The 23,937-nt window shown below is 30.5% G+C and carries 20 protein-coding genes; 9 read left to right on the top strand and 11 right to left on the bottom strand.

The genetic code is table 11. The annotated features are described in order from the left end of the window. Window positions 1-42: 42 nt before the first annotated feature. From CLAVI_RS02240 to CLAVI_RS02270, 7 genes are all read left to right on the top strand, one after another. Window positions 43-885 carry a hypothetical protein gene (locus CLAVI_RS02240; RefSeq protein WP_194843972.1) on the top strand — a complete coding sequence of 281 codons (843 nt, stop codon included), beginning with the start codon at window positions 43-45 and terminating at the stop codon, window positions 883-885. A gap of 210 nt (window positions 886-1,095) precedes the next feature. After that, window positions 1,096-1,272, top strand: a complete 177-nt coding sequence (locus CLAVI_RS02245) for a hypothetical protein (protein WP_194843973.1) — start codon at window positions 1,096-1,098, stop codon at window positions 1,270-1,272. A gap of 44 nt (window positions 1,273-1,316) precedes the next feature. Continuing rightward, window positions 1,317-1,676 (top strand): hypothetical protein, encoded by a 360-nt coding sequence (locus tag CLAVI_RS02250; protein WP_194843974.1) that lies wholly within the window; start codon window positions 1,317-1,319, stop codon window positions 1,674-1,676. 43 nt (window positions 1,677-1,719) lie between these two features. Then, window positions 1,720-1,878, top strand: a complete 159-nt coding sequence (locus CLAVI_RS02255; protein WP_194843975.1) for a hypothetical protein — start codon at window positions 1,720-1,722, stop codon at window positions 1,876-1,878. Between the two features lie 589 nt (window positions 1,879-2,467). Beyond that, a complete protein-coding gene (locus tag CLAVI_RS02260) occupies window positions 2,468-3,307 on the top strand; it encodes a hypothetical protein (RefSeq protein WP_194843976.1) in 840 nt (279 codons plus the stop codon). 322 nt (window positions 3,308-3,629) lie between these two features. Then, entirely contained in the window at window positions 3,630-4,427 is a 798-nt protein-coding gene (locus tag CLAVI_RS02265) for a hypothetical protein (protein ID WP_194843977.1), read from the top strand. A gap of 173 nt (window positions 4,428-4,600) precedes the next feature. After that, window positions 4,601-5,986 (top strand): amino acid permease, encoded by a 1,386-nt coding sequence (locus tag CLAVI_RS02270; protein WP_194843978.1) that lies wholly within the window; start codon window positions 4,601-4,603, stop codon window positions 5,984-5,986. Here the strand turns inward: CLAVI_RS02270 and CLAVI_RS02275 are convergent. The 10 genes from CLAVI_RS02275 to CLAVI_RS02320 all read right to left on the bottom strand — a co-directional run bounded on the left by CLAVI_RS02275 (window position 5,979) and on the right by CLAVI_RS02320 (window position 20,494). Then, complete coding sequence (locus CLAVI_RS02275) at window positions 5,979-8,141, bottom strand: hypothetical protein (protein ID WP_194843979.1); 2,163 nt, start codon at window positions 8,139-8,141, stop codon at window positions 5,979-5,981. The two genes, CLAVI_RS02270 and CLAVI_RS02275, sit on opposite strands and share 8 nt — an antisense overlap. A gap of 362 nt (window positions 8,142-8,503) precedes the next feature. Further along, a complete protein-coding gene (locus tag CLAVI_RS02280; protein WP_194843980.1) occupies window positions 8,504-10,534 on the bottom strand; it encodes a hypothetical protein in 2,031 nt (676 codons plus the stop codon). 183 nt (window positions 10,535-10,717) lie between these two features. Further along, complete coding sequence (locus CLAVI_RS02285; RefSeq protein ID WP_194843981.1) at window positions 10,718-11,077, bottom strand: hypothetical protein; 360 nt, start codon at window positions 11,075-11,077, stop codon at window positions 10,718-10,720. Window positions 11,078-11,209: 132 nt separating this feature from the next. Continuing rightward, entirely contained in the window at window positions 11,210-12,154 is a 945-nt protein-coding gene (locus CLAVI_RS02290) for a hypothetical protein (RefSeq protein WP_194843982.1), read from the bottom strand. A gap of 813 nt (window positions 12,155-12,967) precedes the next feature. Then, on the bottom strand, window positions 12,968-13,174 hold the full coding sequence (locus CLAVI_RS02295; RefSeq protein WP_194843983.1) for a hypothetical protein: 207 nt from the start codon (window positions 13,172-13,174) through the stop codon (window positions 12,968-12,970). Window positions 13,175-13,379: 205 nt separating this feature from the next. Further along, complete coding sequence (locus CLAVI_RS02300; RefSeq protein ID WP_194843984.1) at window positions 13,380-13,937, bottom strand: hypothetical protein; 558 nt, start codon at window positions 13,935-13,937, stop codon at window positions 13,380-13,382. Window positions 13,938-14,084: 147 nt separating this feature from the next. After that, entirely contained in the window at window positions 14,085-14,990 is a 906-nt protein-coding gene (locus tag CLAVI_RS02305) for a hypothetical protein (protein ID WP_194843985.1), read from the bottom strand. A 303-nt stretch (window positions 14,991-15,293) separates the two neighbouring features. Then, complete coding sequence (locus CLAVI_RS02310) at window positions 15,294-16,274, bottom strand: hypothetical protein (protein WP_194843986.1); 981 nt, start codon at window positions 16,272-16,274, stop codon at window positions 15,294-15,296. Between the two features lie 213 nt (window positions 16,275-16,487). Beyond that, window positions 16,488-19,073, bottom strand: a complete 2,586-nt coding sequence (locus CLAVI_RS02315; protein ID WP_194843987.1) for an ATP-dependent Clp protease ATP-binding subunit — start codon at window positions 19,071-19,073, stop codon at window positions 16,488-16,490. Window positions 19,074-19,171: 98 nt separating this feature from the next. Then, entirely contained in the window at window positions 19,172-20,494 is a 1,323-nt protein-coding gene (locus CLAVI_RS02320) for a transglutaminase family protein (RefSeq protein ID WP_194843988.1), read from the bottom strand. Between the two features lie 223 nt (window positions 20,495-20,717). Here CLAVI_RS02320 and rpmB point away from each other — a divergent pair, with 223 nt between their 5' ends. Both rpmB and CLAVI_RS02330 read left to right on the top strand, forming a co-directional pair. After that, window positions 20,718-20,993, top strand: a complete 276-nt coding sequence (gene rpmB / locus CLAVI_RS02325) for a 50S ribosomal protein L28 (protein WP_194843989.1) — start codon at window positions 20,718-20,720, stop codon at window positions 20,991-20,993. 23 nt (window positions 20,994-21,016) lie between these two features. Beyond that, on the top strand, window positions 21,017-22,723 hold the full coding sequence (locus CLAVI_RS02330) for a UbiD family decarboxylase (protein ID WP_194843990.1): 1,707 nt from the start codon (window positions 21,017-21,019) through the stop codon (window positions 22,721-22,723). Between the two features lie 78 nt (window positions 22,724-22,801). Here the strand turns inward: CLAVI_RS02330 and CLAVI_RS02335 are convergent, their stop codons facing one another. Further along, window positions 22,802-23,824 (bottom strand): class I SAM-dependent methyltransferase, encoded by a 1,023-nt coding sequence (locus CLAVI_RS02335; RefSeq protein ID WP_194843991.1) that lies wholly within the window; start codon window positions 23,822-23,824, stop codon window positions 22,802-22,804. Window positions 23,825-23,937: the final 113 nt, after the last annotated feature.

The following is a 23,937-nucleotide window of genomic DNA, read 5'->3' on the forward strand; positions in this document are numbered from 1 at the left end:
CATATTGTTTTAACTCTTCTATTATAAAATTAAAGGCCTTACATGTCCATCTCAGCTACATTACACAGTACGTCATTGTTACTTATCTTTAGTGATATTCCCACAACCAGATCTTCTTCTTTATTAACAAGTAGTCTAGAGGCTTTAAATAAAAACCTTGGGCCTTCTTCAAACACTTCTCTTTCTGCTGCCTACCTTAATAACATTAATCAAAATCGAAAGAGATCTCTTTGGACCTCATCACTTACTGCCCTATTTACCTTACTTGTAATTGCTTCTTTTTCTGCATATGCATTTTTAGGGCAACTATATCTAATCGCTTCCTCTGCATTGCTTGGATGTCTTCTAATCACTTCCTTTGCAAGACTAATCATAACTATTAAAAACCTTCGAAACCTTGTTTTATCTAAGAAAAGATTAAGTGACGCCCTCATGTCTATTTCGAAAAAAATTTCTTCTACACAAGATACTCCTGTTGCAATGAAAAAATTTAATACCATGCAAGGTGTTGCTTATAGTGTTAAAAAGGCTATTAGTAAACAAATTTCATTACAAAAATTTTCTCTGACTGGTTCTATTTTAGCTATTATCTCTATAATTACTTTAATCGCTGGTATTAGCATTCTTTTAATAAATAGCTATACGAGCTACTCCATTGCCTCCAATCCTGTGTTTGGCATTTTTTCCATCACCCAACTCATTTTATTCGCTTCTGGATTAGTATTTGGAATGAGCATGTTAATAAACACCAGCTTTGCTTTAATATCTTGTACTCGCGCCTATCGTCATACTCAAATTCATAATAAAATAGAAAAAGCCATGGACAATTTAGGCCTCGACATCCGAAATGACATCTCGACTCACTTTCCATCAAAAACATCTTAAATATAATGACCTTAATTTTGAATCAATTATAACCTCATTAACTTATCCATATTCAAAAATTCCATCAAATACCTAACACCTCTCTTCATAAAGATTTATAATAATTTATCTATTAGTTAAAAAACAACCCATCATCTTGATTTTTATATTATCCTGCATTAATATTTTATAACTTAAATATTAGCGATAAATGAACTTAGTTCATCATTAATGATAACTATTTCTACTATCCCCACATCTAAATCCCTTTCTATGCGCAATGAGACTTTAAATTTGGCTAGGAATAGAGCTACTTCATCTTCTGGAAATAAATCTCTTGTTTCGCTTTATCATGGAAAACAAAATGTGTTCATCGAGTTACAAAAGAGATTGTTAGCATTAATCTAATTTTTACAATAATAACAGCTCTAATTGGAACTATATGCGCTGTCTTGGGACGAATACACCATATTACTCACTGTGTTATTCTTAGCACCTTTTTCATCAGCATGATAACAAGATTTATTGTAGCTATTAAAAATCTTTTACAACTTAATCGTTCTGAGAAAGATTTAACCAAATTAATCATAGACATCTCTGATAAAACATTATTCATGACAAAAATGCAATCTATCAGTGATGCTGCTACAGCTACTCAGAAAGTAGTTAACAGCCCGCGCGTTTTTCAAAAAGCATCTATTGCAGGAGCAGTAATCACTCTTTTAGGAATAATTGGATTAGCTACTGTAATTAGCCTATCCTTGACTTCAATATGGAAATTACCATTGGAATCATATTCCTACCATAGCTAACTTTTCTGTTAGTAATCTTTTATTGCTTTCGTCAGCATCATTAATGGTGTTAAGTGCATTATTTCATACAGGTTTAGTATTGGGAAGTTTAATTCGACATGCTTGCAACAAAAATACTTCTGATCAAATAAAAATTACTTTGACTAATTTAGCTAAGCAAAGACAAGCTTCCTCAGAAAAAAATAGTGCATTTTGTCTTTAATTTCTTAATATAACAATATCTTAACTGTTATTTTTAAATAATCATCATTTTTAGATAAAGTATGAGCTCGATAGCATTCGTTGTAATGCGATAATAACAAGAATGATTCACCTTATACCTACTTCTAAACCTATATATCTTCCTAGTGATGTTTTAAACAGACAAATAGAATTTCAGCCATCATCCGCTCAAAACCTTTATCTTTTTTTATCGCTATGAACAACCTAAGAAAAAGCACCTCTTAGCTAATGATAGAAGGTTTATTTATCTTATTTTTAGCTAAGACACTTGTCATACTTGTAGCTCTTTCATCTGCCTTTAACCAAATAATTCCTATTTCTTTTATTATAATACATATTCTCTAGTTAGGCCTTTCTGTTTATATTTTTCTGTAACCACCAGGCGAGCAATGGCCCTTCAGTATCTTCATTAACTCTCTACTTTTAAAAAATCATTATAACCTTTGTGATCCAGAAAAAAGATGATCCTAATGATTAAATATGATTTTCTTCGAAGTACAATTATGATAAATAAGATAAGCTTATATGTTTTTTTAATAGCATATCAATATTCCGTCGAATACATACAAATGTTTATATCTACATCAGCATTAAATCAATCTTTCATAGATGTCATATGCTCTTTACCTTCCTTTAAAGATCTCTATATTAGTAAAAACACTTGGTCTTTGATAAAAGATAACAAACCTTCTTCAGAAGAAGGCTTCATCTGTTTATATGCCTCTTGTCCTTCATTAATTATCTCCAACTTTGGAATAGCACCATGGCATTGTTATTTAAAAATAGGAAAAGGTTACCTTAAACTTGCGCGTAAAAATCCTATTCTTTTACTCCTTGTTACTATTATACCCCTAATTTTAATAACAATACGGTTCATAATTGCGTCTCATGATCTTTTTTATCTGTATAAAAGCCACCTATCTTTAAAAAAACTATCATTTTTTATTTCACAAACATCCTTTATGCAAAATCAGCAACTATTTTTTATACAATGTATGAAAAATAGTATTCACACCACCAAGCGCATTATTTTTAAACAATATGTTTTTCAAATTATATCGGCTAGCTCTGCCCTAGTTGCAATTACAGGGTTGATTATTTTAATTGTCAGCGCTTGTTTAATAATTACAATTAGCTATAGCGCTAATAGGGACGCATGCGCCCACTCTATCATTAGATACTGCCCTCTAGATATTAGTATGATATCTTCTGCTGTATTACTAGGAATAAGTAGTATTGGACATTTTGTTCTATGGATCATTTCTACATACCATTCTATAAAAAAAACCCATAGCATCAATAATATTGAAAAAATGTTAACTGCATTAGCCCTTGAAAAAAAACAAGTATCTCTTCTTCATCATTATTACACAAAAAATCCAGGCCAATATATAACAAACCTAACTTAGACATCTCATTTAGCCATATATTTTTTATTTTTTTGACACTTTAGTTTCTTATTTTAAGCTAATCTTACTCCATGAAAATATAATAAAATTGTTCAATCTCTTTTAAAACTCTATCCAATCATTTTTTTATAAAAATCATTGAATAATAATTTCCTTTTATAATATTAAAAAAAGTAATGATTACCTTTATTTAATATGTTTTTATCTTTCACTCAACAATTAATTCCTCTATCAATGAAATAACTTTTATATTAAAGCTAAAAATTTTTCATTATTGATTTACATTTATATTTTTATAAAATTAACTATGGAGTATATAAAAATGCCTTCTTCTGTTACAGAAGCTAGCTATTCTTTGCTGAACATTATAGATATGGTTCCTACCTCTAATAAACTCCTTGTCCCAAATGAAACACTATCTTGGGCAATGAGTGGCAAACCTTCTTCAACCTACCTTTCAGATTATATAAATGGTACAGAAAGGATGACGTCTATTGGATTTTATCCAAAAAAACAGGCTCAACAAACCAAAATATTGATACAAAAAATACTCATGATACTCTTGACTATTCCTATTATTTTGATGATTATTGAGCCCTCAATAGATTACTTTTCTTCTATACAGACACTCATCATCATTTTTATTTTATTAACCCTTATGATCTCTCGATTATGCCTATTGTCAATGGAATTAAAAAAGCTTCAGGTGCCCTTAGGGGCTATAAAACGATTACAAGCTTCTATTAATGACAAACTTTTCCAATCTAAAAATATTATAAAAGAAATGATGCCTATAATTAGAACTGCTGCTGCTATAGAAACAGCATTAAGAATTCAAAAAAAAATTCATATAAGCGCCATTATTGGAAGCACCATGACCATCATCTCCTTACTTAGTATTATAGCAATATTGGGGCTATCTATTACCTCTATTATTAATGAATGCACTCAATCTATTTTAAAAATAACTTCTACATTATTAACAGGGCTAAGTATAATTTGGCATCTTGGCTATGGTCTTGTTTTATGCGTAAGATCTATAAGTAAAAAAAATACTTGCGCTCTAATAAAAAAATCATTAACAGACCTAGCTAAAGCAAGACATGAAAATTTTTATTAAAAAATTATTCCTATCTGCTTATTTGATAGATACGCAGATTAAGATTGTTCCATTATTAAGAAAAAAAATCATTTACATTCAAATGTGAGCAAGAAAAGATCTATTGGGCTTATTGACCAATTAGCTTCTTTACCATTACTATTCCTATTAAACCAATTAGAACAGGTAAATTAATGAAAAATAATCCTAAAAAATATTTGGGCATTTTTTCTGTAATGTCAATCTCTTTAAGTGCTGTTTTAAGCCTTAGAAGCTTTCCTTTATTAGCTTTTCATGGCCTGTCTTCTGTCTTTTATTATTTTCTTGCTGTCATTTTTTTTATGATCCCCTACGCTCTTACCACGGCGCATTTAGCATCTATGTTTCCAGGAAACATATTCACCTGGGTACAAAAAGCTTTTAACCCACAATGGGGATTTATTGCTTCTTGGCTGCAATGGTTTCATAGATTGGTTTGGTATCCAGCTGTTTTAACCTTTTGGTCTGTAAGCTTTTTTCGTTTAATCACTCCTGGCCAACCTTATAACAAGGTGAGGGTTTTTCTTTTTATTCTTGCTTTATTCTGGAGCTCTACCTTCGCTGCTACCTTTCGCTATGCTATTTTTTCTCGTATTACAAGCATATGTTTTTTCTTAGGAACCATTATTCCATCTATTTGTCTTATTGGCATGGGTATTGTATGGATAATAAAAGGACATCCTTGTGCCATTCAGTTTTCTTGGATAGAAATATTTCCATCTCGGACAGGATTCACTACAACTTTAGCCTTAATAACAAGTATCTTTTTTTCATTAAGTGGCCTGGAATCAACATCAAATTTAATTTCTATGATGAAACATCCAAGAAAAAATTATCCTAAAGCCATTATTCTTGCAGGCACAGTAATGATGATTTTTTTGATATGTGGAACACTCGCTATTGCTATTGTAATACCTAGTAGTGATATTAATGTCTTTGGAGCTATTTCTGATGCCTGCTCTATATTATTAAGTTCTATAGGATTATCTAAATATGGAAGAATAATATCTGGACTTATTTTGCTTGGCTTATCTAGCCAATTTAATACCTGGATTATCACTTCCTCTCAAGGTCTCTTGAATACTGCTCAAGCTGGGTATCTACCTCAAATTTTTCTAAAAGTAAATAAAAATCAAGCCCCTATACACATTTTAATTTTACAAGCTTGTATTGTTACCATCTTTACATTTTTTTTATTCTTACTATCAGATCTTCCTGCAGGATTTTGGTTTTTAAATATTCTTAGTACACAACTATATTTATTAGTTTATATCCTTTTATTAATTTCTTCTCCTATTTTACATACGCGTTGCCCAAAAATAAATGAGCATTATGGAATATTTAAAAGTAAGATCACCATATGGTCTCTTTCTATCACAGGCCTTATTGCAATATTTGCTGCTTTATTTGCTAGCTTTCTGCCCCCTATACACCTTATCAAAGAAAAAGATTTATTAATTTATGAATGCGCCATAATAACAAGTTTAATTATTTGTATAGGGATGCCTTTTTTCTTTTATAGAAAAAAAAATACTAAATAAGAGAAAATATCAAACTAAGTACCTTTTTCTCTTGAATGGCTTTCATACATTTTTTCTTAGGCCATTTTATGGCTTGAAAGAACACTTCTACATCTGCCAAAGGGTATAATTGATAAACAAATAAAATAGATAGTAAGCTGTCTCCTATCGCCCTAAGCCCTTTACAATGATTAATGATAGAAATTATTTTTCTTTTAGGCCCAGAAATTTTTTCCACTAAATTTATCTTTAACCAAGCTAACAAATGTGGCGCTTCTTCAAAAAACTCTTTCATACTTAAGTTTTTAGACAACAATCCTGTCATAACTCCAGAAGGCACTACATCATGGATAGATTTTTTCTGACAAATAGGAATAATCGTATTAAAAAGTTTTATCAAAGCATTATCTGTTTCTTTTACAGATTCTAATAAATTTGGGCAGTCTGTATTTGTTGTGATTTTCTCTAAAATTAAAGAAAATAACACTCCATTTTTTATACAAGCTGTACAATATGCATCATCAACATCTATTAACTGACAAAATTCTTGGAATTCTTGCTCAGACCAATCAACATTAATAAATAAACTGCTAATTAAAGCGTTAAAGATATAATTAAGATAAAGCATTAATCCAGGCAACTCTTGATCTTTTTTATGCAGTATTCTTATCATAGGTAGCAACTCTTCTTTAATAGAAGGGTTGGTCATTAAAGCGTGTAATAATCCTAATGAAGAATGTGATGAAATAAGATCATTTAATTTTTCAATAACTCCAAAAAAATTACTGCTACTTTTTTTTATAGAAAAGATACCAAAATCTGTGATTATTTCTTTTATTGGATTAGAGAAAAAACTGAAAAGTTTTTTAACAAAAGAGCACCCCTTGGTTTTTAATATATATGTCAGCTCTTTTGTTAGTTTAAGATTGTTTGTACTATTTGGATTAAATGATTTATTAGGAATCTTTGGATTGTAAAACATAAAGATCAAATCTACTTTATTGATACTCTCATTGTTCCTAACACCATCTCCTTGACTAAGCCTATCTGATTCGGTTAGAGATGGAGTATATGAAAAGTTTAATGACTCTTGGTCTAGTAATGGGCCTACCAATACCTCTCTAGCATCAATAGGAATTATATTATCTGTTTGTAATACGATTACATCATAATCATCAGGTAACTTTCTTTGTCCTTTTAAGATTAATTGCGCCTCTTTTATAACCTCTAAATCTTGCTCTACTTTTTGTAAATTTTCTTCTTCTTTGTTAATGCACTCTATTAGAGAAAGATACCTTGCATGCTCTTCATCTACCAACTGCTGTAATTTGCTATTATCACTGCTTAAGGCTTCGCTTTGAATGTTTAGGGCCTTTAATTTTTCTTTTGTTTCCTCTAATGTATTTTGAGCTATTGTTAACTCCTCTTTACATTCTTTTTCTGGAAGCTCTAATCTGCTTAATTCTTCATTTATTAGTTTAAGATTTTTTACTTTTTGCTTGAACTTGGGCTTGATTCTATAAGAAAATGAATGCTTTAATTTATACTGTTTTTTTTCTGCAACAGATTCTTTGTACAGATTTTTCTTATCTTCAATAGTAGCCATTAAAGATTGAGCATCTCCTAACTTAGATGTCACTTTTGCTTCTTTATCTCTAACTTCTTCCTGTAGTAAAAAAATGTCATCTTTAGTTTTATAAAAAAAATTTTTTAATGACTTAAGCTCTTCTTCCTTCTTGAATAAAGCTGCATTTAATACAGTCACTCCTTCTTTCATAGCCTGGATATTTTTATACATCATCTTATATTTGTACTTAGTATCAGCTTCTTTTTCTATATTTTTTTTTAATTTAATAATATCTTTTGATGACAAAGATATATCTATACTTGAAGTAGAGCTTGCTCTACTTATCTGAGCCCTAGGTTTTTGACAATACTTTATAGCAGCAACGATGAAAGTAATACCAAAAAATACTCCTAACGTCCCCCCAATAATGGCACCTACTACACCAACACTTGCTAAAATAAAAGAACATGATGCTAATGCTAATAAAGATATAATAGACAAAAACATAGCAAATTTAGCTATATTTTTTTGACTTCTTACAGAATCATGGTGTCTTACATCAAGCTTATGAATACTGCTCGAGGAAGATGGGGTTAAAGAATTTGTCATATGTAAAAAAAATCTTTAAAAATTCAATTAATGATAGGGTTTCTTCAATATATTAGTATAATTTTATAACTTTATCCATATTTTATAAAAAAAACTATTTCAAGAAATAGCTATTAGTAATGAAATTATAATAATAAAAATTTCTTTTTTAAAATTATTTTTTATTTAATAAAACATACTATTACAAAAGCTTCTACCTTACTTATTTACCCTTAATACCTAAAAAATATTCTGAGAAAATTTAATACTGATCTTTCTTGAAGTTAATAATATTTGAGTGTTCAGAATGAATCTCATACTTAGCATCCCTGTGAGTATATATTTTTATTAAATCAACTAACTTTTTCTTTATGTAAGATAGATTATTGTTTTCGATAAAACTGCGGTGCTATCAATCTAAAGAAATAGCCTTGCTGAATACTTCTTTCTAGATTCACCTGGGGGATTTCTAGATCTTTAAAGAATCTACTCTGTATACCAGCATCGAATGACTTAAAATGAAAGAGCAGAGAAAGCACTCCTTCCAGTATATTCAAAATAGAAGGAATAGGTATGTTAACCCATTGCTTAACAACATTCAAAATGGTGATTTGATGAGACATATTCTTAGATAAATTTTTCAAAAAACTAAAGATATGTTCTTGTCTACTTTGAAATAATTTTGATGTTTGATGCACTCTAAAATACAGTGCATCTGCAATAAATTTCCCTATCCCTAACTTATTTTTTAAAATTGTGCATAGTTTATTTAAATCTTCTACACTGGAAGGACTATCATATTTTATATTTTTAGATAAATATTCCTTATAGAAAGCTGCAAAATTTAGCACACTCCCTTGTTCTAATTTTTCTCTTAACCCTGGCGCTTCTTCTTCTTTTATTTCACAAAGATCTACCATTAAATTAACAAAATCTGCTGTTTGCACCGCATGATTATATCTTTCTATGCTAATGCCTAAGTATTCACAGAAAGACATCAACTCTTGTTGAGATGTAATCCCTTTAGTATGTGCCATAGTAAATATGGCATTAATCATCGTCATAAATATACTAAACATAGCTTCATCTACTGACATAGCATTGAATAACGTAAGGATAAACATTTTGAAGTCTTTCTTGACTTCTACATGCTTTGCTAATAGCGCTAAAAATTCTTTCGTACTTATAAAATCAGTTAATTGTATTAAATTTTTTAAAGGACGCGTACATTTACTTTTTACTAATAGCTGCAATGAAGGAAAAATCTCTCGCAAAATAAAATTTATTTTTTTGGTTATAGCTGATACATCTAATTCGTTATTGAAAATTTTTTGACAAAAGTCACAAAAATCTAAAGCATCTACTTGCATCCAGCTATGAAAATCTTTTACAAAAGTTAAAATAGATGCTGTTGTAAGATCAATATTGAAATTTTTAGGCTGAATTGCTGGATCAAATAAATTTAAATATTCTTCAACCCCTTCAATCTCAGGTAACTCTAGCTCCTCCATTATAGGTGCTTCTACATCTAAAAAGGCACCTGGCGTATCTGGTAATTCATTCCTTTCTACTTGCGTCATCCCTGCAATAAATTGATTGATCTGCAGTAAATAATCACTAATCTTATCTTTATGTTCTTTTCGTCTTTCTATTCTATGATTTAGCTCCTCCATATCTTTATGATTACCTGCCAACACAACTTGTATATCTAGTTGCTCTTGCTTCTTTTCTTCCACAAGATTATCAAACTTTCCTTGTTGTGTTTGCTCATAAAGAACTAATTCTTGAATCTGTTGTAACTTTTTAGCTTCAGGATCTACTGAGCCCTCTTCTGTATCATAAAACCATCCCACAGTCCAATTAGTTACTGTTTTTAAAGCCTCTTCTCCTGCCCACCAAGCAAAACTTCTATCATCCTTTAATTGATCAAGATATGTTTCTTCCTGAACCCTTGACTGCTTTGAATTAATGATAAATTGATTTATTGCTTCATCATTTTTTTCAAATTTTTCTTTTAATTGCTCATCTTTTTCTATCAATAACCGTATCTTTTGGACTAGTTGGTCTACTTCTTCCCCCAGCGTATGATATAATGTATAATAAAGATCGTAAGAACTTTGTAAATCTACCAAAGTAAGATTAGCTGATCCTTCATGCTGATCAGTCACCCTTTCTACACTTTCTAATTTTTTCTGTCTTACACATGTAATAATCGTGCTAATTAAACCTAGGATTAAACAAGCACCACCAGTCCCCAATAAAACTACCCCAAGAGGTAAAAGTTGCTGCATAAAAACAATAATCCCTATCACCAATAGCGTCAGCCCTATAACTGTAATACTGGCTGAGATTAAGGCACCTTTAAATGAGATATTTTTTAAAGAAGATCTCTCACAATAATTAATGATTTTCATAGAAAATTTATAACACTACTTATTTTTTAAACATATTTATCAAACTAATCCAATCATTGTTTAAAAATGATCTTTATACAATATTTTATTATTTTCATTTATAAATCAAACAAACAAATATTTATTCTAATTTATGAATTAATAATTAAAATAGCTCCTATAACACTAATGTCATTATTTGTTCTATTCAGAATCTGTTTGTATAGAAGAAGGAACTCCTTGCGCTAAATTCATACAACAAACAACCATTCCTAAAATTTGAACACTTATACTACTCTGGGTAAAGTGAATAGCTGTTGTTGCTTGAAGAGCATCTTTAAATTGTAACTTATTGTTTTTAATCGTCCCTAACTCTGTACGTTTAGAGATAGATGCAGATGCTGTGCCCCCTGCTTTGTCTAAAAATGGCGTTGGATTGGTTAAGTCTAGTGGTAAATTTGCTTGCTTTGCTTCTAAAAATGTCCCTCTACCCAAATTAAGAGAGAGCCCATCTTTGAATAACGACTTTTGATAAAATTTATTTGTAGGCGAACTAATAAACATAAATAAAATAATTCTATTTTCTACTTATTTTAACATTATTTTTTAAATCTTTGAAAACAAAAAAAAAAGAATGCAGACCATGTTAATGGGACCCTGCATTCTCTTTTTTTTTATGAAATTCCAAACAATTAATTATCTAACTGATGATTTCATTTGACCCACAGTTGCACTTAAGTCATTGACTTGTTGTTGAAGTCTCGCATATGCATGTACTTGAGGCATTTTTGCTTCCTTAACAAATGCTTGATTGTATTTGTATTGTCCTACTGTTGTTACTGGTGCTGTTGTTGTTTGTGAAGGTAAGTCCTTCATAAAAAGCTCCAGTTGAGTAAGTTCTTCTTCTAGCATATTTACTTGCTTTTGCCATTTTTCTTCTTCTTTTCCTACATTTTCATTTTTCAATTGTAGTGGAAGATTACTTTTAATCATTTTATCTCTAGCTTTTTTCATAGATTTGATTTCAGCTTTCAATGATTTCATTTCTTTTTTATGTTGAGCTAGTTTTTGAGCATGTAATCCATTATTGCCATTCTCTTGCTTTGCTGCTAATTGTAATTCAGCAACTTCTTTATCCATTCTACAATGTAATCCTTCTTTCTGAGCAATGGCTTCTTGTTTTTTTGATAATTCCAAATTATGAGATACCTGTGTATGTTCCAAACTATTACGATCGCTCTTAATTCTTTGCAATATTGTATTTGAGTTAGTCAGCTCAAACCTTTTTTTATCTACGTTGTCTTTTACATAGCCTGTCACAATCTTCAAACCAGCAATTTTATCCTTACGTCGAGCTACTCGAGTTCCATCATGTGCACTTTTAATTTGCTGAACCGCTAAAGCAACTAACCCTATAAGAATAGTACTACCACCCACAGCGACTAAAGGTATTCCTGCTGTTACTGATTGAAGACACATAAAAGTAATGCCCACAGCCAAAATAATAGCTCCTATAGCTATCATTAAAGCCGCAATTGCATTAACTACTCGCCTTACCTTTTTATTTTCTTCGCGATTTTTTATAACTGCACTAGAACTTGTACTAGTTGCAGACATCTGACTCTGTATTGCTGATGCCATAATGCTTACTCAACTTGATTTGGTTAATGTTACGCATGGACATTTTAAAGAATCATCGGTTTAACACAAGACTTTTATAAAAATATCTTCCACAAATTAGGAAAAAAGAATGTAGTACAAGGACTTTTTAGTTATTTTTATTTAAAAATTTTATTAATAAACAATTAAATAAAAGAAATTTTTTTAAACAACATTTTAGGCTAAAAAAAATATGATTTTTTCCCATAAAATAGCCCCTAGAAAGCACTCTCAGATGATTTTTTGTAAAAAAGCTTCTTCCCCTTGTTTTCACCCACAATTCAAGCATTTTCAGACCAAAAAACATATTCAGATTTTTTTGTTTAAGCTTCTTCATTAGATAATTGAGGTAATATTTGTGGATTCCCTCTACTCAATACTTTCTCTGTAATTTCAAAAAAACTCATTCTTATTTAATATTTCAGTATTACTTAAAGGAATGGTTTTAGAGCTAATATTATCAAAAAAGAAGGCATAAATTAATAGAAGATCATTATTTTTATTTGTTAATTAATAATTAACTATTTTACATTAATAATCATTTTTCAATAAAAAAGAATGCTGTTTAGAAGATGTTCATAATGTAATTTGCCTATTGCAACAGCGCCTCTTTTTTATCCATTCTAGAATGTATGGCTTCTTCAGCAATAGCTGCTTGTTTGTTTGATAATTCTATATTATGAGACGTCTGTATATGGTCTAAAGTACCACAATAATTCTTAACTCTCTGCAATATTGTATTTGAGTTAATCAGCTTTAATTTCTTTCTGTCTAGGCTCTCTTTTACATAGCCTGTTACAATCTTCTCACAGCAATTTTATCTTTAATTCGATCTAATTGAGTTGAACCATATGCACTTTTAATTTGCTGAATTGCCAAAGTAATTAGCCTTATAAGAATGATACTACCACCTTCAGCAACTAAAGGTATTCCTCTGGCACTGATTGAAGGTACATAAACGTAATCACCCAAAGCTAAAATAATAACTCCTATAAATATCATTAAAGCTACGATTACATTAACTACTCACCTTACTTTTTTATTTGCTTCGCGAGTTCTTATAACTGCACTAGCACTTGTACTAGCTTGCAAACACCTGACCCTGTATTGTTGGTCCCACAATGCTTACTCAACTTGATTTGATTAATGTTAAGCATGGACATGCTAAAAAATTATTGGGTTAACACAAATATTTTATGAGGTTTTTTTATAACAAAGTTGCTTGATCTTGCTTCCCAAAAAAATCTTTATTCTCACCCCAAGGCCAAGCACCTTCAGGCAAAACAACATGCTCAGATTTTTCTATTTGAGTTGCTTCATTAGGTAATTGAGGCAATATTTGTTGATTCCCTTCACTTAATACCTCATCTATAATCTTAGGAAACTCATTCTTATTTAATATTTCACCATGACTCACAGTCGCATTTTTAGAGCTGATATTATCAAAAGCAGAGGCCTGACTTAATACAGGATCATTATTTTGATTTGTTAATGAAGAATGAATGATTTTATCTTCATAATCATGTTTTAATAAAGAAGAGTGCTGTTTAAAAGATGTTAGTGATTTAATTTGCGTTATGATATTTAAAAGAAAAATTGATGAAAGAATAGCTAAACCACTTATACCTACAGCCATTCCACCAGAAACAAGTAAAAAAGCTAATACCATACCTACAATAAATAATATTATTCCTACAGCGCAAGTAATAGCACCTACACAATGCTGTGCTTTAGAAGAAATGTACGACCATGGACAAAATTGCATATTTTGCCTCTGGACCTGACCATTTAAATACATAAAAATACCATGCTATCGATTCATAATTTTTTTTTACTTATCCAAAATAATATAAAAACAACTGCGCTATGGATTGAAAACTTAGTTTATTATTATATTTGCTTTTGAAAAATCCTACTTCATAGTCTCTGGAGCATCAAGATCATCACCTGATTGCATGCTATCTTCTATTGACTGGTTACTATCTGCTATCGACCTTTCATCATCTTCAATGAATTCTCCTGGTATAGTCAAGGTTTTCCAAATGTCTTCTGAAACCTTTCTGTGCAACTTCATTTTTAATAATTTAAGTTCTTGCTCTATTCTTTTAGTAGATTCTTCTAACAATAAAATTTTGCAACTTAAATAAATTTGCTCTCGAGCGCTATTTGGAAACCATTTTTTTGATATATGAACAGTAGGAGGATCTTGGCTTTTCTGAGACAACTCATAGGTTACTTCGGCCAAAATTTTTTCTTGTTCTTCTGCATTCAAATGATGTATAAAATAAAATTTTCTAGACTTTTGTAACTTTAAAAGCTTATCCCTTTTTTCTAGCCAAAGCTCTTTTTGTATTTCTTTTTTATTTTGATGCTCTTCTAATTTTTTTTTAAAAAACCATCTTTTTTTATTTTTGACTTTAGCATTTTCATTTGTATATTTATTTAATTTTAAAAATTTATTATCCAACTTATATACAGATTTATGTAAATGATTTTCAGCTTTGATAAATGCAGTTTTGCCATTTTTCTGAATGTCTAAAAGCGCAACCTGATATTGGTACAATATAGTAAAGTAAGCGTTGACTAAAATAATTTGCTGTTGTTTTACTTTCTTTAATTCTGATAATTTATTTAATACTTGATCTCTCAATTTTTTAAATCGTAGCAACAAAACAGAATAGTTGGCTTTATTTTCAAGCTTTTCTATATGTGCAGGCTTTTCTATATTTTTTTGTTCTTGAATTTTACTTCTATAGTAAATAATCAGCTTATACATGATTGGCAAAAGAATTAGTCCTAATCCAATAAGACCAGGCACCCATCCTCCTACAAAACCAAAAGAGAGAGTCAGCAATCCAATAATAGTTAAAAACAAACCTATAACAAAAGAAATACTTAGTAAAATAGTCTTAGGTATAGATGGATAGTAATGACTTCTAATGGTTAAAGACTGAGATGCTGAACAACTATTAATACTCATAGGCTACTGACAGATTATATTGTATATATTGAATAATAAAAGGATTTTAATATAGTTAATATCTTAATTTTATATGACACTAGTAATATTCAATAATCCTTAAATGAATAGTTTAACTTTTTTTCAATACTTAATAAGCATTTAAAGATTTTCATCATAGTCAATTACTTCTTCTGCTGGAAAAACTTGCTGTGTAATAAATAAAGCTTTTGTAAATTCTAACTCTCTCTCTATAAGAAGTTCTCTTAAAATAGGTACAGACACATCTACAACATTTAACTCTTCGTCTGTCAATGATTCAGAAAGCTGCTCTTGAACAAATAGCATTTGATTATTTTTTTCATGAGCAAGAGCCTGTAGTTCATTCGCTTGTAGCTCTAGCGCCTTGATTTTAGACTTAATAACACTTAAATTAGGGCTAAAAGTATAAAATTTTCTCACATAAGCAAGTAAATGCTCTGTTTCAATTTTTACTAATTCAGGGTTTCTTCTATGATCAGGATGTTCTTGCCACCATTTTACAAATGTTTCATACATTTTTTTAGATTGTATCTGCTTAGTAATTGGCTGATATAGTCCTCGATCCTTCCCTTCATGATATAACTCTATATAATTAGATAAATCTTGAAATAAATCTGGCATAAAACTTTCATGAATATAATCTAAACGCTGTTTTTCACGAAGTTGCTCTTCTTGTAAATTTATGATCTTAGCTATAAGCTCTTTATCTACATTATTAAGTTGTTCTAATAATGTTTCTAATTCTATTTTATACCTTTCAAATTTTTTTAATTTATAAAAGGAAGGCTTAAACAAAGATGCTGGTGTAAATGAACCCTGTTGGCAAACACTGCTATAATTTAAAAACTGGTATATCAAAACACTGATAATTAAGCCTAATAATATTCCTCCAGAAGTAATACTAATGACTCCAGCTATAGCAAATCCAGATGACGATAAAAGAATCCCTACACCAAGCAAAATAGCACCTGCAACAAGTGCTATAAGATATCCCAGAGATCTTCTCTTTGAACAAATTTTTATTTCTTCTGTAGATTGAAATTTTGAAGATATTAAATATGGGTTTTTTTGTAATTTGAAACAGGATAAACAGCTGAGCATATAGATAAAACTTAACTATGAATTAAAATTAATAATGTAATTAATGACTTTATAAAAAAAGCTTATCTGGAGTTTTGTTTTTTTTCCATATAATATCTGAATCTTGTAAACAAGATTCAGATCAAAATACATTAAAAATTTTTATCTTTCAAAAAACATTAAATACTACATTCATATAAATTATAAAGAACTACTTTAATAAGCTTATATTTATTATAAAACTTGTAAAACTATTTGATCATTCTTATCTAACATTAACTGCACTGATGCACCTGCTGTAATGGCGCTAGAAAGCAAAGCCTTTGATATCTTGTTAACCACCAATTCTTGTATCAATCGTTTTAATGGCCTTGCTCCAAAAACTGGATCATAACCCCTTTTAGAAAGAAACTTAATCACATCGTCTGTCCAACTCAATGTTAAGTGCCTTTCCCTCATCCGCATTACTACATGATTTAACTGTATTTTTACTATCTGCCCCATATCTTTTTCTCTTAATGGAAAAAATGGAAGAATTGCATCTAATCGATTCAAAAATTCTGGACGAAAGTATTTTTTTACGACTGGCCCTAGCAGATGTAAAGCTTTTTCTGCATCATGATCTAAATGATTTTGAAATACTGCCCCAAGTTCTTCTGAGCCTAAGTTAGACGTCAGAATAAACACTGCATTTTTACAATTAATTTTTCTTCCCTTACTATCAGTCAATTTTCCTTCATCAAAAACTTGCAAAAGAAGATTAAAGACATCTGGATCTGCTTTTTCTGCTTCATCAAACAAAACAACTGAATATGGCCTTCGTCGCAATGCTTCTGACAAAAGACCTCCTTCCTCATACCCTATATATCCTGGAGGCGCACCTATAAGCTTAGCAACTGCATGTTTTTCCATATATTCAGACATATCAAAACGAATTAAAGCATCTTCTTTATTAAATAATTTTTCTGCTAACGCTTTTGCTAATTCAGTTTTTCCAATACCTGTAGGCCCAAGAAAGAGAAAAACTCCTGTTGGCCTTTGTGGGTCATTTAACCCTACACGCGCAGCTCTTACAGCATTACAAACAGCATGAACAGCCATAGATTGTCCAATCACCCGATTTTCTAAATATTCTTCTAAAAGAAGAAGCTTTTCAGCTTCGCCTTCTAACATTTTTTCTAATGGAATACCTGTAGCGCGAGAAATAATATATGCAATTAAAGTTTCATCTACTTCCTCTTGGAGTAACCGATGTGGTAAAGCATCCAAATATTTTTGTTGCTCTTGAATAGCTGTTTCCATGGCTGGCATAGTACTATAACGAATTTCTGCGACTTTATTATAATCTGCTGTTCTTTCAGCTTCTTCTTCTGCAAACTTTAACTGTTCAAGTTTATTCTTTTTTTCCTTCAGCTGATTCAATAATTCTTTTTCTTTATCCCAGCCTAACCTTAACTGTTGTAATTCTACTTTAAGGTGATTTATAGACTTTTGTAAGAGAGTCATTTCTTCATTTGCTGTCTGGGTTTTTTCTTTTTTCAATGCTTCCATTTTTATAATTAATGTAGAAAGATCCCGTTCTTTAGAATCAATAGGCAAAGGTAAACTTCCCATTTGCATTCTAATAAGACTTCCTGCTTCATCGATGAGATCGATAGCTTTATCTGGAAGAAAACGATCAGGGATATAACGATGAGATAAAAGCACTGCACTAGAAAGAGCCCCTTCAGTAATGCGTACACCATGATAAATTTCATAACGCTCTTTCAAACCCCTTAAAATAGAAACAGCGCTTTCCACATCAGGCTCATTAATAAATACTGGCTGAAAACGACGAGCTAATGCTGGATCTTTTTCTATATATTTTTGATATTCATTAAGTGTTGTAGCTCCTATACAATGTAAGGTGCCTCTTGCTAAAGCAGGTTTTAAAAGATTTGCAGCATCCATCGATCCTTCAGAAGCTCCTGCTCCAACCAAGGTATGCACTTCATCTATAAAAAGAATATAGTCTCCATTGGCTTTTTCTACTTCGTCTAAAACATTTTTTAAACGCTCCTCAAATTCTCCTCTAAATTTTGCTCCTGCTATGAGACTTCCCATATCTAAAACAAAAAGAGATTTTCCTTTTAAAGAGTCTGGTATGTCCTCTCTAACAATACGTAAAGCCATCCCTTCTGCTATAGCCGTTTTTCCTACCCCAGGCTCACCAATCAATATTGGATTATTTTTAGTCCTACGACTCAACACTTGAATTGTCCTACGAATCTCTTCATCTCGACCAATAACAGGATCAAGCTTTCCTTCTTTCGCTAAAAATGTTAAATTTTTACAAAATTTCTCTAAACTTTTTACTGATGTCTCAGCTGTAGAAGAATCCATATGCCGCCCATTCCTTATTTTATGTATCCTGTTTTTTACCTCTTGCAGAGATAGTTTAAGATTATTTTTCCACGCTAAAAAAGGATTCTCTCCTTCTTGCCAAAATGCTAAAAAAATATGATCCCCTGAAATAATTGAATCACCAAATTCTTTAACAAAACCTTTTGCTGCATCCATGATACGAACCAAAGACTTCCCTGCAACTGGCTCTCCTTCTACTGAAAAAACAGCTAAATGTTGCAGGGCTTTCTCTGCTTCTGTTTGTAATAAATCTTGGCTACCACCAAACTCATTAATTAATAGAACAAAAAAACCTTGCGATTCCTTCAACAACCATTTTAATAAATGGTTAGATGAAATTTCTGTGCTTTTACTTTCTTTCGCTTCTGCTACTGAGTGATTAATAGCTCGAACAATAATATCTGAAAAATTATCCATAATAAAAAACAACTATATATTTTAATAATTATTATTGATAGATCCTTTTAATATAAAAAAAAATTTATTTAAAGATTTAATCTTTCTTTTTTACATCATTAATAACTAGATAACTTTTTTAATAACTCTTGTAATTTTTCTGACATTTTATTAATAGATTTTTCTATCAATAAATTTTTCATAGTGAAAGCATGCTGAGAAGCATGTTTCATATCATAAATTTTCAAATAAGCTTCCGCTAAGTGAAACTCCCATTCTGGATCACCTACTAAGGGTGTATAATATTCTTTTGCTTGTTGGGGATTATCTTGCTCAAGATAAAAAAGTGCTATACGATAACACACCTCTTTAGAAAATGGATAACGCCTAATCAAGCTTTCTAAATAATTTTTTATTTGTTTTGAAGATACAAATTCTTTTTGCGTAATTAAATCTGTTAAACCCAAGAGATCAATAGAGTGATCTTGGTAATCATTCCATAATAATTTTAATGGACGACTCCCTCTACAAAAATGTCCAGAATCTAAGCAAAAAAGATCTTCTGAATACTTATCTTTTATGGATACGTCTCCTAAAATAATCCTAAGAATCACGATTAAATCATTTAAAATAGGCTCATCTACTACTAATTCTAGCGCTCTTTGGTAAAGAACTAAAGCTTGATGAAATTGATTTTTCTCTAACTCTATAGATCCAGCATTCATTAACACTAAACCTGCAGTTTCTTTAAATGATCGTTGATGAAAGATCTTATTGCTAAAATTCATATAAGAGTCATTTCTTGTAAATAAACCTTTAGCTGTAGTTTCAATGTTTATATTAGTTCCATTTTTTAAGGTAAGCATTGGATAAATATGTTGAGGTACAGTTACTGCTGTTAGAGATATTCCCATTCTTTGAGCTAAGCTGAGGTATAAACCTGTAAAACCAAGGCATACTGCTGTTCGCTGGTCAATAACTTTAGATAAATAGCTATATTGATCAATATTTTTATAAGGATTCTTTGGAAATATAAAAAGCTGACTTTCGTAAATCCATTTTCCTATAGCCTTTATCTTATCTTCTTCTGTAGCATTTACTGCGCATGTCTGATTAATTAAAAAAGCCATTACATCTAAGATAGTAGAATAATAATCAATCTTATAATCTTTTTGAAAATCATAAAAAAATTCTACTTTTAACCATTCTTTAGCAGGGTCCATCATCAGATTTTGACCAAAAATCTCTTGTGCATACGCTAATTCTTTCTCTGAAAGATAAAATCCTTCTATTACAGCACGAATAATTCTAACAACTAAAGAAACATCTACTTCTTTTTGCATAGTGTTTTTTATCCATTTAGCTATAAATCTTCCTTCTACTGTATTTGGATACAATTCATACAAAGCACAATACTTTTCTATATTTTCTTGCCCAATCATTGAATAAAGTCTTTTTGAATTTAAATCATCTTCACAAGCTATAAGAGACACAGAAAAAAAAAATATGAAAATAAATAAATTTTTGAAAATCCTAAAAAACAATAAATGAAAAGACACGATCTGTATCACCTATGGTAAGAATATTCTAAAATAATCGATCTATTTGTATTTTATTTAAAAAACATGTAGGATCAAGTCCTTTGTTTACTCTTTGAGAGGTTTTATGTCTAGAAAGTGTCCTTTGACAGGAAGAGTACCTGCTAGTGGAAATACTTACACTTTACGTGGTATTGCCAAAAAGAAAAAAGGTATTGGGTTAAAGATTACTGGGAAAACAAAAAGAAGATTTTTTCCAAACCTTATTTCTAAAAAATTATGGGTACCAGAAGAAAATCGCTTTATTCGTTTACGTATTTCTGCTGCAGCATTAAGAACAGTTGATAAACATGGTTTTACAAAGGTTTTACAAAAAGCTAAAGACCTTGGGTATACTAAATAGCTTTTTTACAAGATCATTTTGCCATGCTAAATCTGAAAAAGTTTCTTTCAGTCTTAAGAAAGACTGGAGAGCTTGTAGATGTCATGTTTCCTGTAGATCCATATTTGGAAATTGCAGAAATTCATCGGCGGGTTGTAGCTGCTAATGGTCCTGCTCTTTTATTTCATTCTGTAAAAGGGTCATCTTTTCCTGTTGCAACTAATTTATTTGGCTCTTTTAAACGAATTAATTTAGCACTAGGTCCTTTTTCTAGTAAGACTATTACCTCTTTATTAGAATTTTTAGAAGATCCTTCTTTTTCTACTGTTTCGAAATATACTAAACGAGTTAAAAAAGTCTTGGCTCCTTCTTTTTCTTCTTTTTTACTAGAAGGTTGGGATCGTTGTAGTCAAAAAACTTTTTGCATAAAAGATTTACCTCTATTAACTAACTGGGCCTTTGAAGGGACTCCTTCTCTGTCTTTTCCATTTATATCTACTCATTATCCATCACACCATCACTATCTACAATCCAATCAACTCCAATATCTAAATGATAATGTAACTTATCTACATGATCCTTTTTTTCTTGAAAAAAAAAATTCTTTAGGAAAAACCTCTTTACCAATAACTATTTGTTTAGGAGGACCTCCTCTTTTAACAATTCTAAGCATGTTGCCTGTGCCTAAACATCTATCTCAGTTACTCATTAGCAGTCTATTAAGAACTCCTTCTTTAAAATCTTCTCATGCACATTCTGCTTTCCCTGATATCTGCTTTCAAAATCATGAGTTTGTACTACGTGGTTCCTGTTCCTACAATCTTATTCAACCTTTACCTCCTTATGGAGATAGCAATGGTTATTATAATATTAACAGTCAAGGCTCTCTTTTCCATTGCCAATCTATTTATCATAAAAAAAATGCAATCTATCCAGCTACAGTTTTTGGAAAACCTAAACAAGAAAATTTTTATATTCAAAATTATCTACAAGAATTAGTCACTCCTATCATTTCTACTCTAATTCCTGAAATTCAAGATTTATATCAATATGCAGAAAGTGGCCTGAACAATGTCACCAGTATTGTAATAAAAAAAAATTATATTGATCCACCTCTCAGCACAGCCTTAAAGCTTTTATCTCAAGAACCTTTTACATCTACTAAAATAGTTTTTATTACCAATGAAAGAATTAATTTAAAAAATTTTAAAGAACTTTTAACTCATATTTTAAAGCATTTTAATCCTAAAAATAATTTTCTTATTCTTCCAATGACTTCTAAATACTCCCAAATCAATCACTCTAAAGCTATTTTTATAGGATTAGGTGAAAAAAATCATTCCTTGAGTAATGAGTTTAATGAATCACTACGTGCCATGATTAAATCTTATGCTGTATTTTGCCCTGGTTGCTTAGTAATAGAAATTATTAATGGAACCACCCTCGAAGAACTTTCCCAATTCTTTAATGCTCATAAATGGCCCTTAATCATTATTGTTGATAGCATCAAAAAAACTTTGAACAATGAATGTGCATTTTTATGGCATGTATTTACTCATTTACAGCCTGATCAAGATATCTACCTTAAAGCTAATGAGATAAAAAGCATCATCTTAGATACACGTAAAAAGAAATCTCATCCTCCTGAATTATTATGTGATCAAAGCACAGAACTGACTGTTACCCAAAAATGGCTTCGCTATTTTCCTAATGGCATGGAAGCTGGTGATTCTGATTTGGGTAATTGCTAAATACAATTGAATATTGTTACAAGCAAGTATGAATTGAAAAAGTCAATATTTTGACTTTTTCAATTCAAATTTAATTAATTAAGATTTTTCTACAATAAATAAAATAAATGGTGCATTACCAATATAATTACTACCTAATTTCATTGAAGGATCTGTACAAGAGTTATTATAAGCCACTCTCTCTGCTTCATTTCTAAAAGAAGGAAGTTGCATATGTTCTATAGAAAAACCATCTCTTAAAAAGATCGACATATACTCAGAACGAGGGTGATATCTAGTTTTCTTCAACCCTTCAGCACCTTTATAGTAATAAAGATCTCCAAAAAAGAGCTCATTTTCCTTTTTAATACGACGCCATTTACCACTACGGAAGTTAAAAGCACCTCGAATTAAACCTGGCATATTTTCAATAAGATTTTTAAAATCTTCTTCTGATCTACATTGTGCTAATTGCGAATCAATAGACGAAACAATAGACGCTTGATAGGCATCTTCACAAAACAGCACAGGTAAACTACTTGGTATTAATACATATGCTAAAGATTCATATTTCATGACACGTTTTAACTCAGCTAAAATATCATTTAATCCCAAGCATTCATTTGCTACATCTAAAGCAAATACAGCATCAAATGACTCTTCAGGATAAGGCATGGCTTCTGTAGATCCTTGTGTAACAGTAACCTTATCACTAAAACCTAGTTCTTCAAAATGAGTTCGTACTCCCTCAATATCATTGAAACTAGCATCTAAAATATCCACATGCTGTACACCTTTATCTACCATATATAAAGTAGAGGCCCCATCAATATATCCAATATCTAAAACACGCATTCCAGCAACATTCTCTAAAGGAGAAAGTAACACATCTTTTAAGAAACATAACCCATCAACGCCTTGTTCTTCTCTTAAAACAGCTGTTGCATTTTCTGGTATCTCATCTATAACTGGCGCTTCTGTTTCTACATTAGGCGCAACTACTTCAGTAGATGAATCTGTGACCACTGCTTCATCAGCAGTAAGTTGTATCCCTGAAAATATCCATAAATTTGCTAAAACAAATATTTTCAAGATTATTTTTGACAAAGATGAAAACTTCATATTTTTACCCCTGGTTAATAGTTAAAAATAAGAATCTAGCACTCTAGGAAATTAAAAAAAATAATTGTTAACTAACTAAAAACAGTAGTATATTTAAACTCTTTAGAAAAAAG

Source organism: Candidatus Clavichlamydia salmonicola (genome assembly GCF_015356765.1).
GTDB classification, from domain to species: domain Bacteria; phylum Chlamydiota; class Chlamydiia; order Chlamydiales; family Chlamydiaceae; genus Clavichlamydia; species Clavichlamydia salmonicola.

Coding starts and splice junctions, on each gene's coding strand:
- CLAVI_RS02290 (WP_194843982.1), bottom strand. CDS start 12,154: ATGGCATCAGCAATACAGAGTCAGATGTCTGCAACTAGTACAAGTTCT.
- CLAVI_RS02280 (WP_194843980.1), bottom strand. CDS start 10,534: ATGAAAATCATTAATTATTGTGAGAGATCTTCTTTAAAAAATATCTCA.
- CLAVI_RS02315 (WP_194843987.1), bottom strand. CDS start 19,073: ATGGATAATTTTTCAGATATTATTGTTCGAGCTATTAATCACTCAGTA.
- CLAVI_RS02295 (WP_194843983.1), bottom strand. CDS start 13,174: ATGATATTTATAGGAGTTATTATTTTAGCTTTGGGTGATTACGTTTAT.
- CLAVI_RS02270 (WP_194843978.1), top strand. CDS start 4,601: ATGAAAAATAATCCTAAAAAATATTTGGGCATTTTTTCTGTAATGTCA.
- rpmB (WP_194843989.1), top strand. CDS start 20,718: ATGTCTAGAAAGTGTCCTTTGACAGGAAGAGTACCTGCTAGTGGAAAT.
- CLAVI_RS02275 (WP_194843979.1), bottom strand. CDS start 8,141: ATGACAAATTCTTTAACCCCATCTTCCTCGAGCAGTATTCATAAGCTT.
- CLAVI_RS02240 (WP_194843972.1), top strand. CDS start 43: ATGTCCATCTCAGCTACATTACACAGTACGTCATTGTTACTTATCTTT.
- CLAVI_RS02310 (WP_194843986.1), bottom strand. CDS start 16,274: ATGCTCAGCTGTTTATCCTGTTTCAAATTACAAAAAAACCCATATTTA.
- CLAVI_RS02285 (WP_194843981.1), bottom strand. CDS start 11,077: ATGTTTATTAGTTCGCCTACAAATAAATTTTATCAAAAGTCGTTATTC.
- CLAVI_RS02245 (WP_194843973.1), top strand. CDS start 1,096: ATGATAACTATTTCTACTATCCCCACATCTAAATCCCTTTCTATGCGC.
- CLAVI_RS02255 (WP_194843975.1), top strand. CDS start 1,720: ATGGTGTTAAGTGCATTATTTCATACAGGTTTAGTATTGGGAAGTTTA.
- CLAVI_RS02330 (WP_194843990.1), top strand. CDS start 21,017: ATGCTAAATCTGAAAAAGTTTCTTTCAGTCTTAAGAAAGACTGGAGAG.
- CLAVI_RS02335 (WP_194843991.1), bottom strand. CDS start 23,824: ATGAAGTTTTCATCTTTGTCAAAAATAATCTTGAAAATATTTGTTTTA.
- CLAVI_RS02265 (WP_194843977.1), top strand. CDS start 3,630: ATGCCTTCTTCTGTTACAGAAGCTAGCTATTCTTTGCTGAACATTATA.
- CLAVI_RS02260 (WP_194843976.1), top strand. CDS start 2,468: ATGTTTATATCTACATCAGCATTAAATCAATCTTTCATAGATGTCATA.
- CLAVI_RS02300 (WP_194843984.1), bottom strand. CDS start 13,937: ATGCAATTTTGTCCATGGTCGTACATTTCTTCTAAAGCACAGCATTGT.
- CLAVI_RS02320 (WP_194843988.1), bottom strand. CDS start 20,494: ATGATTGGGCAAGAAAATATAGAAAAGTATTGTGCTTTGTATGAATTG.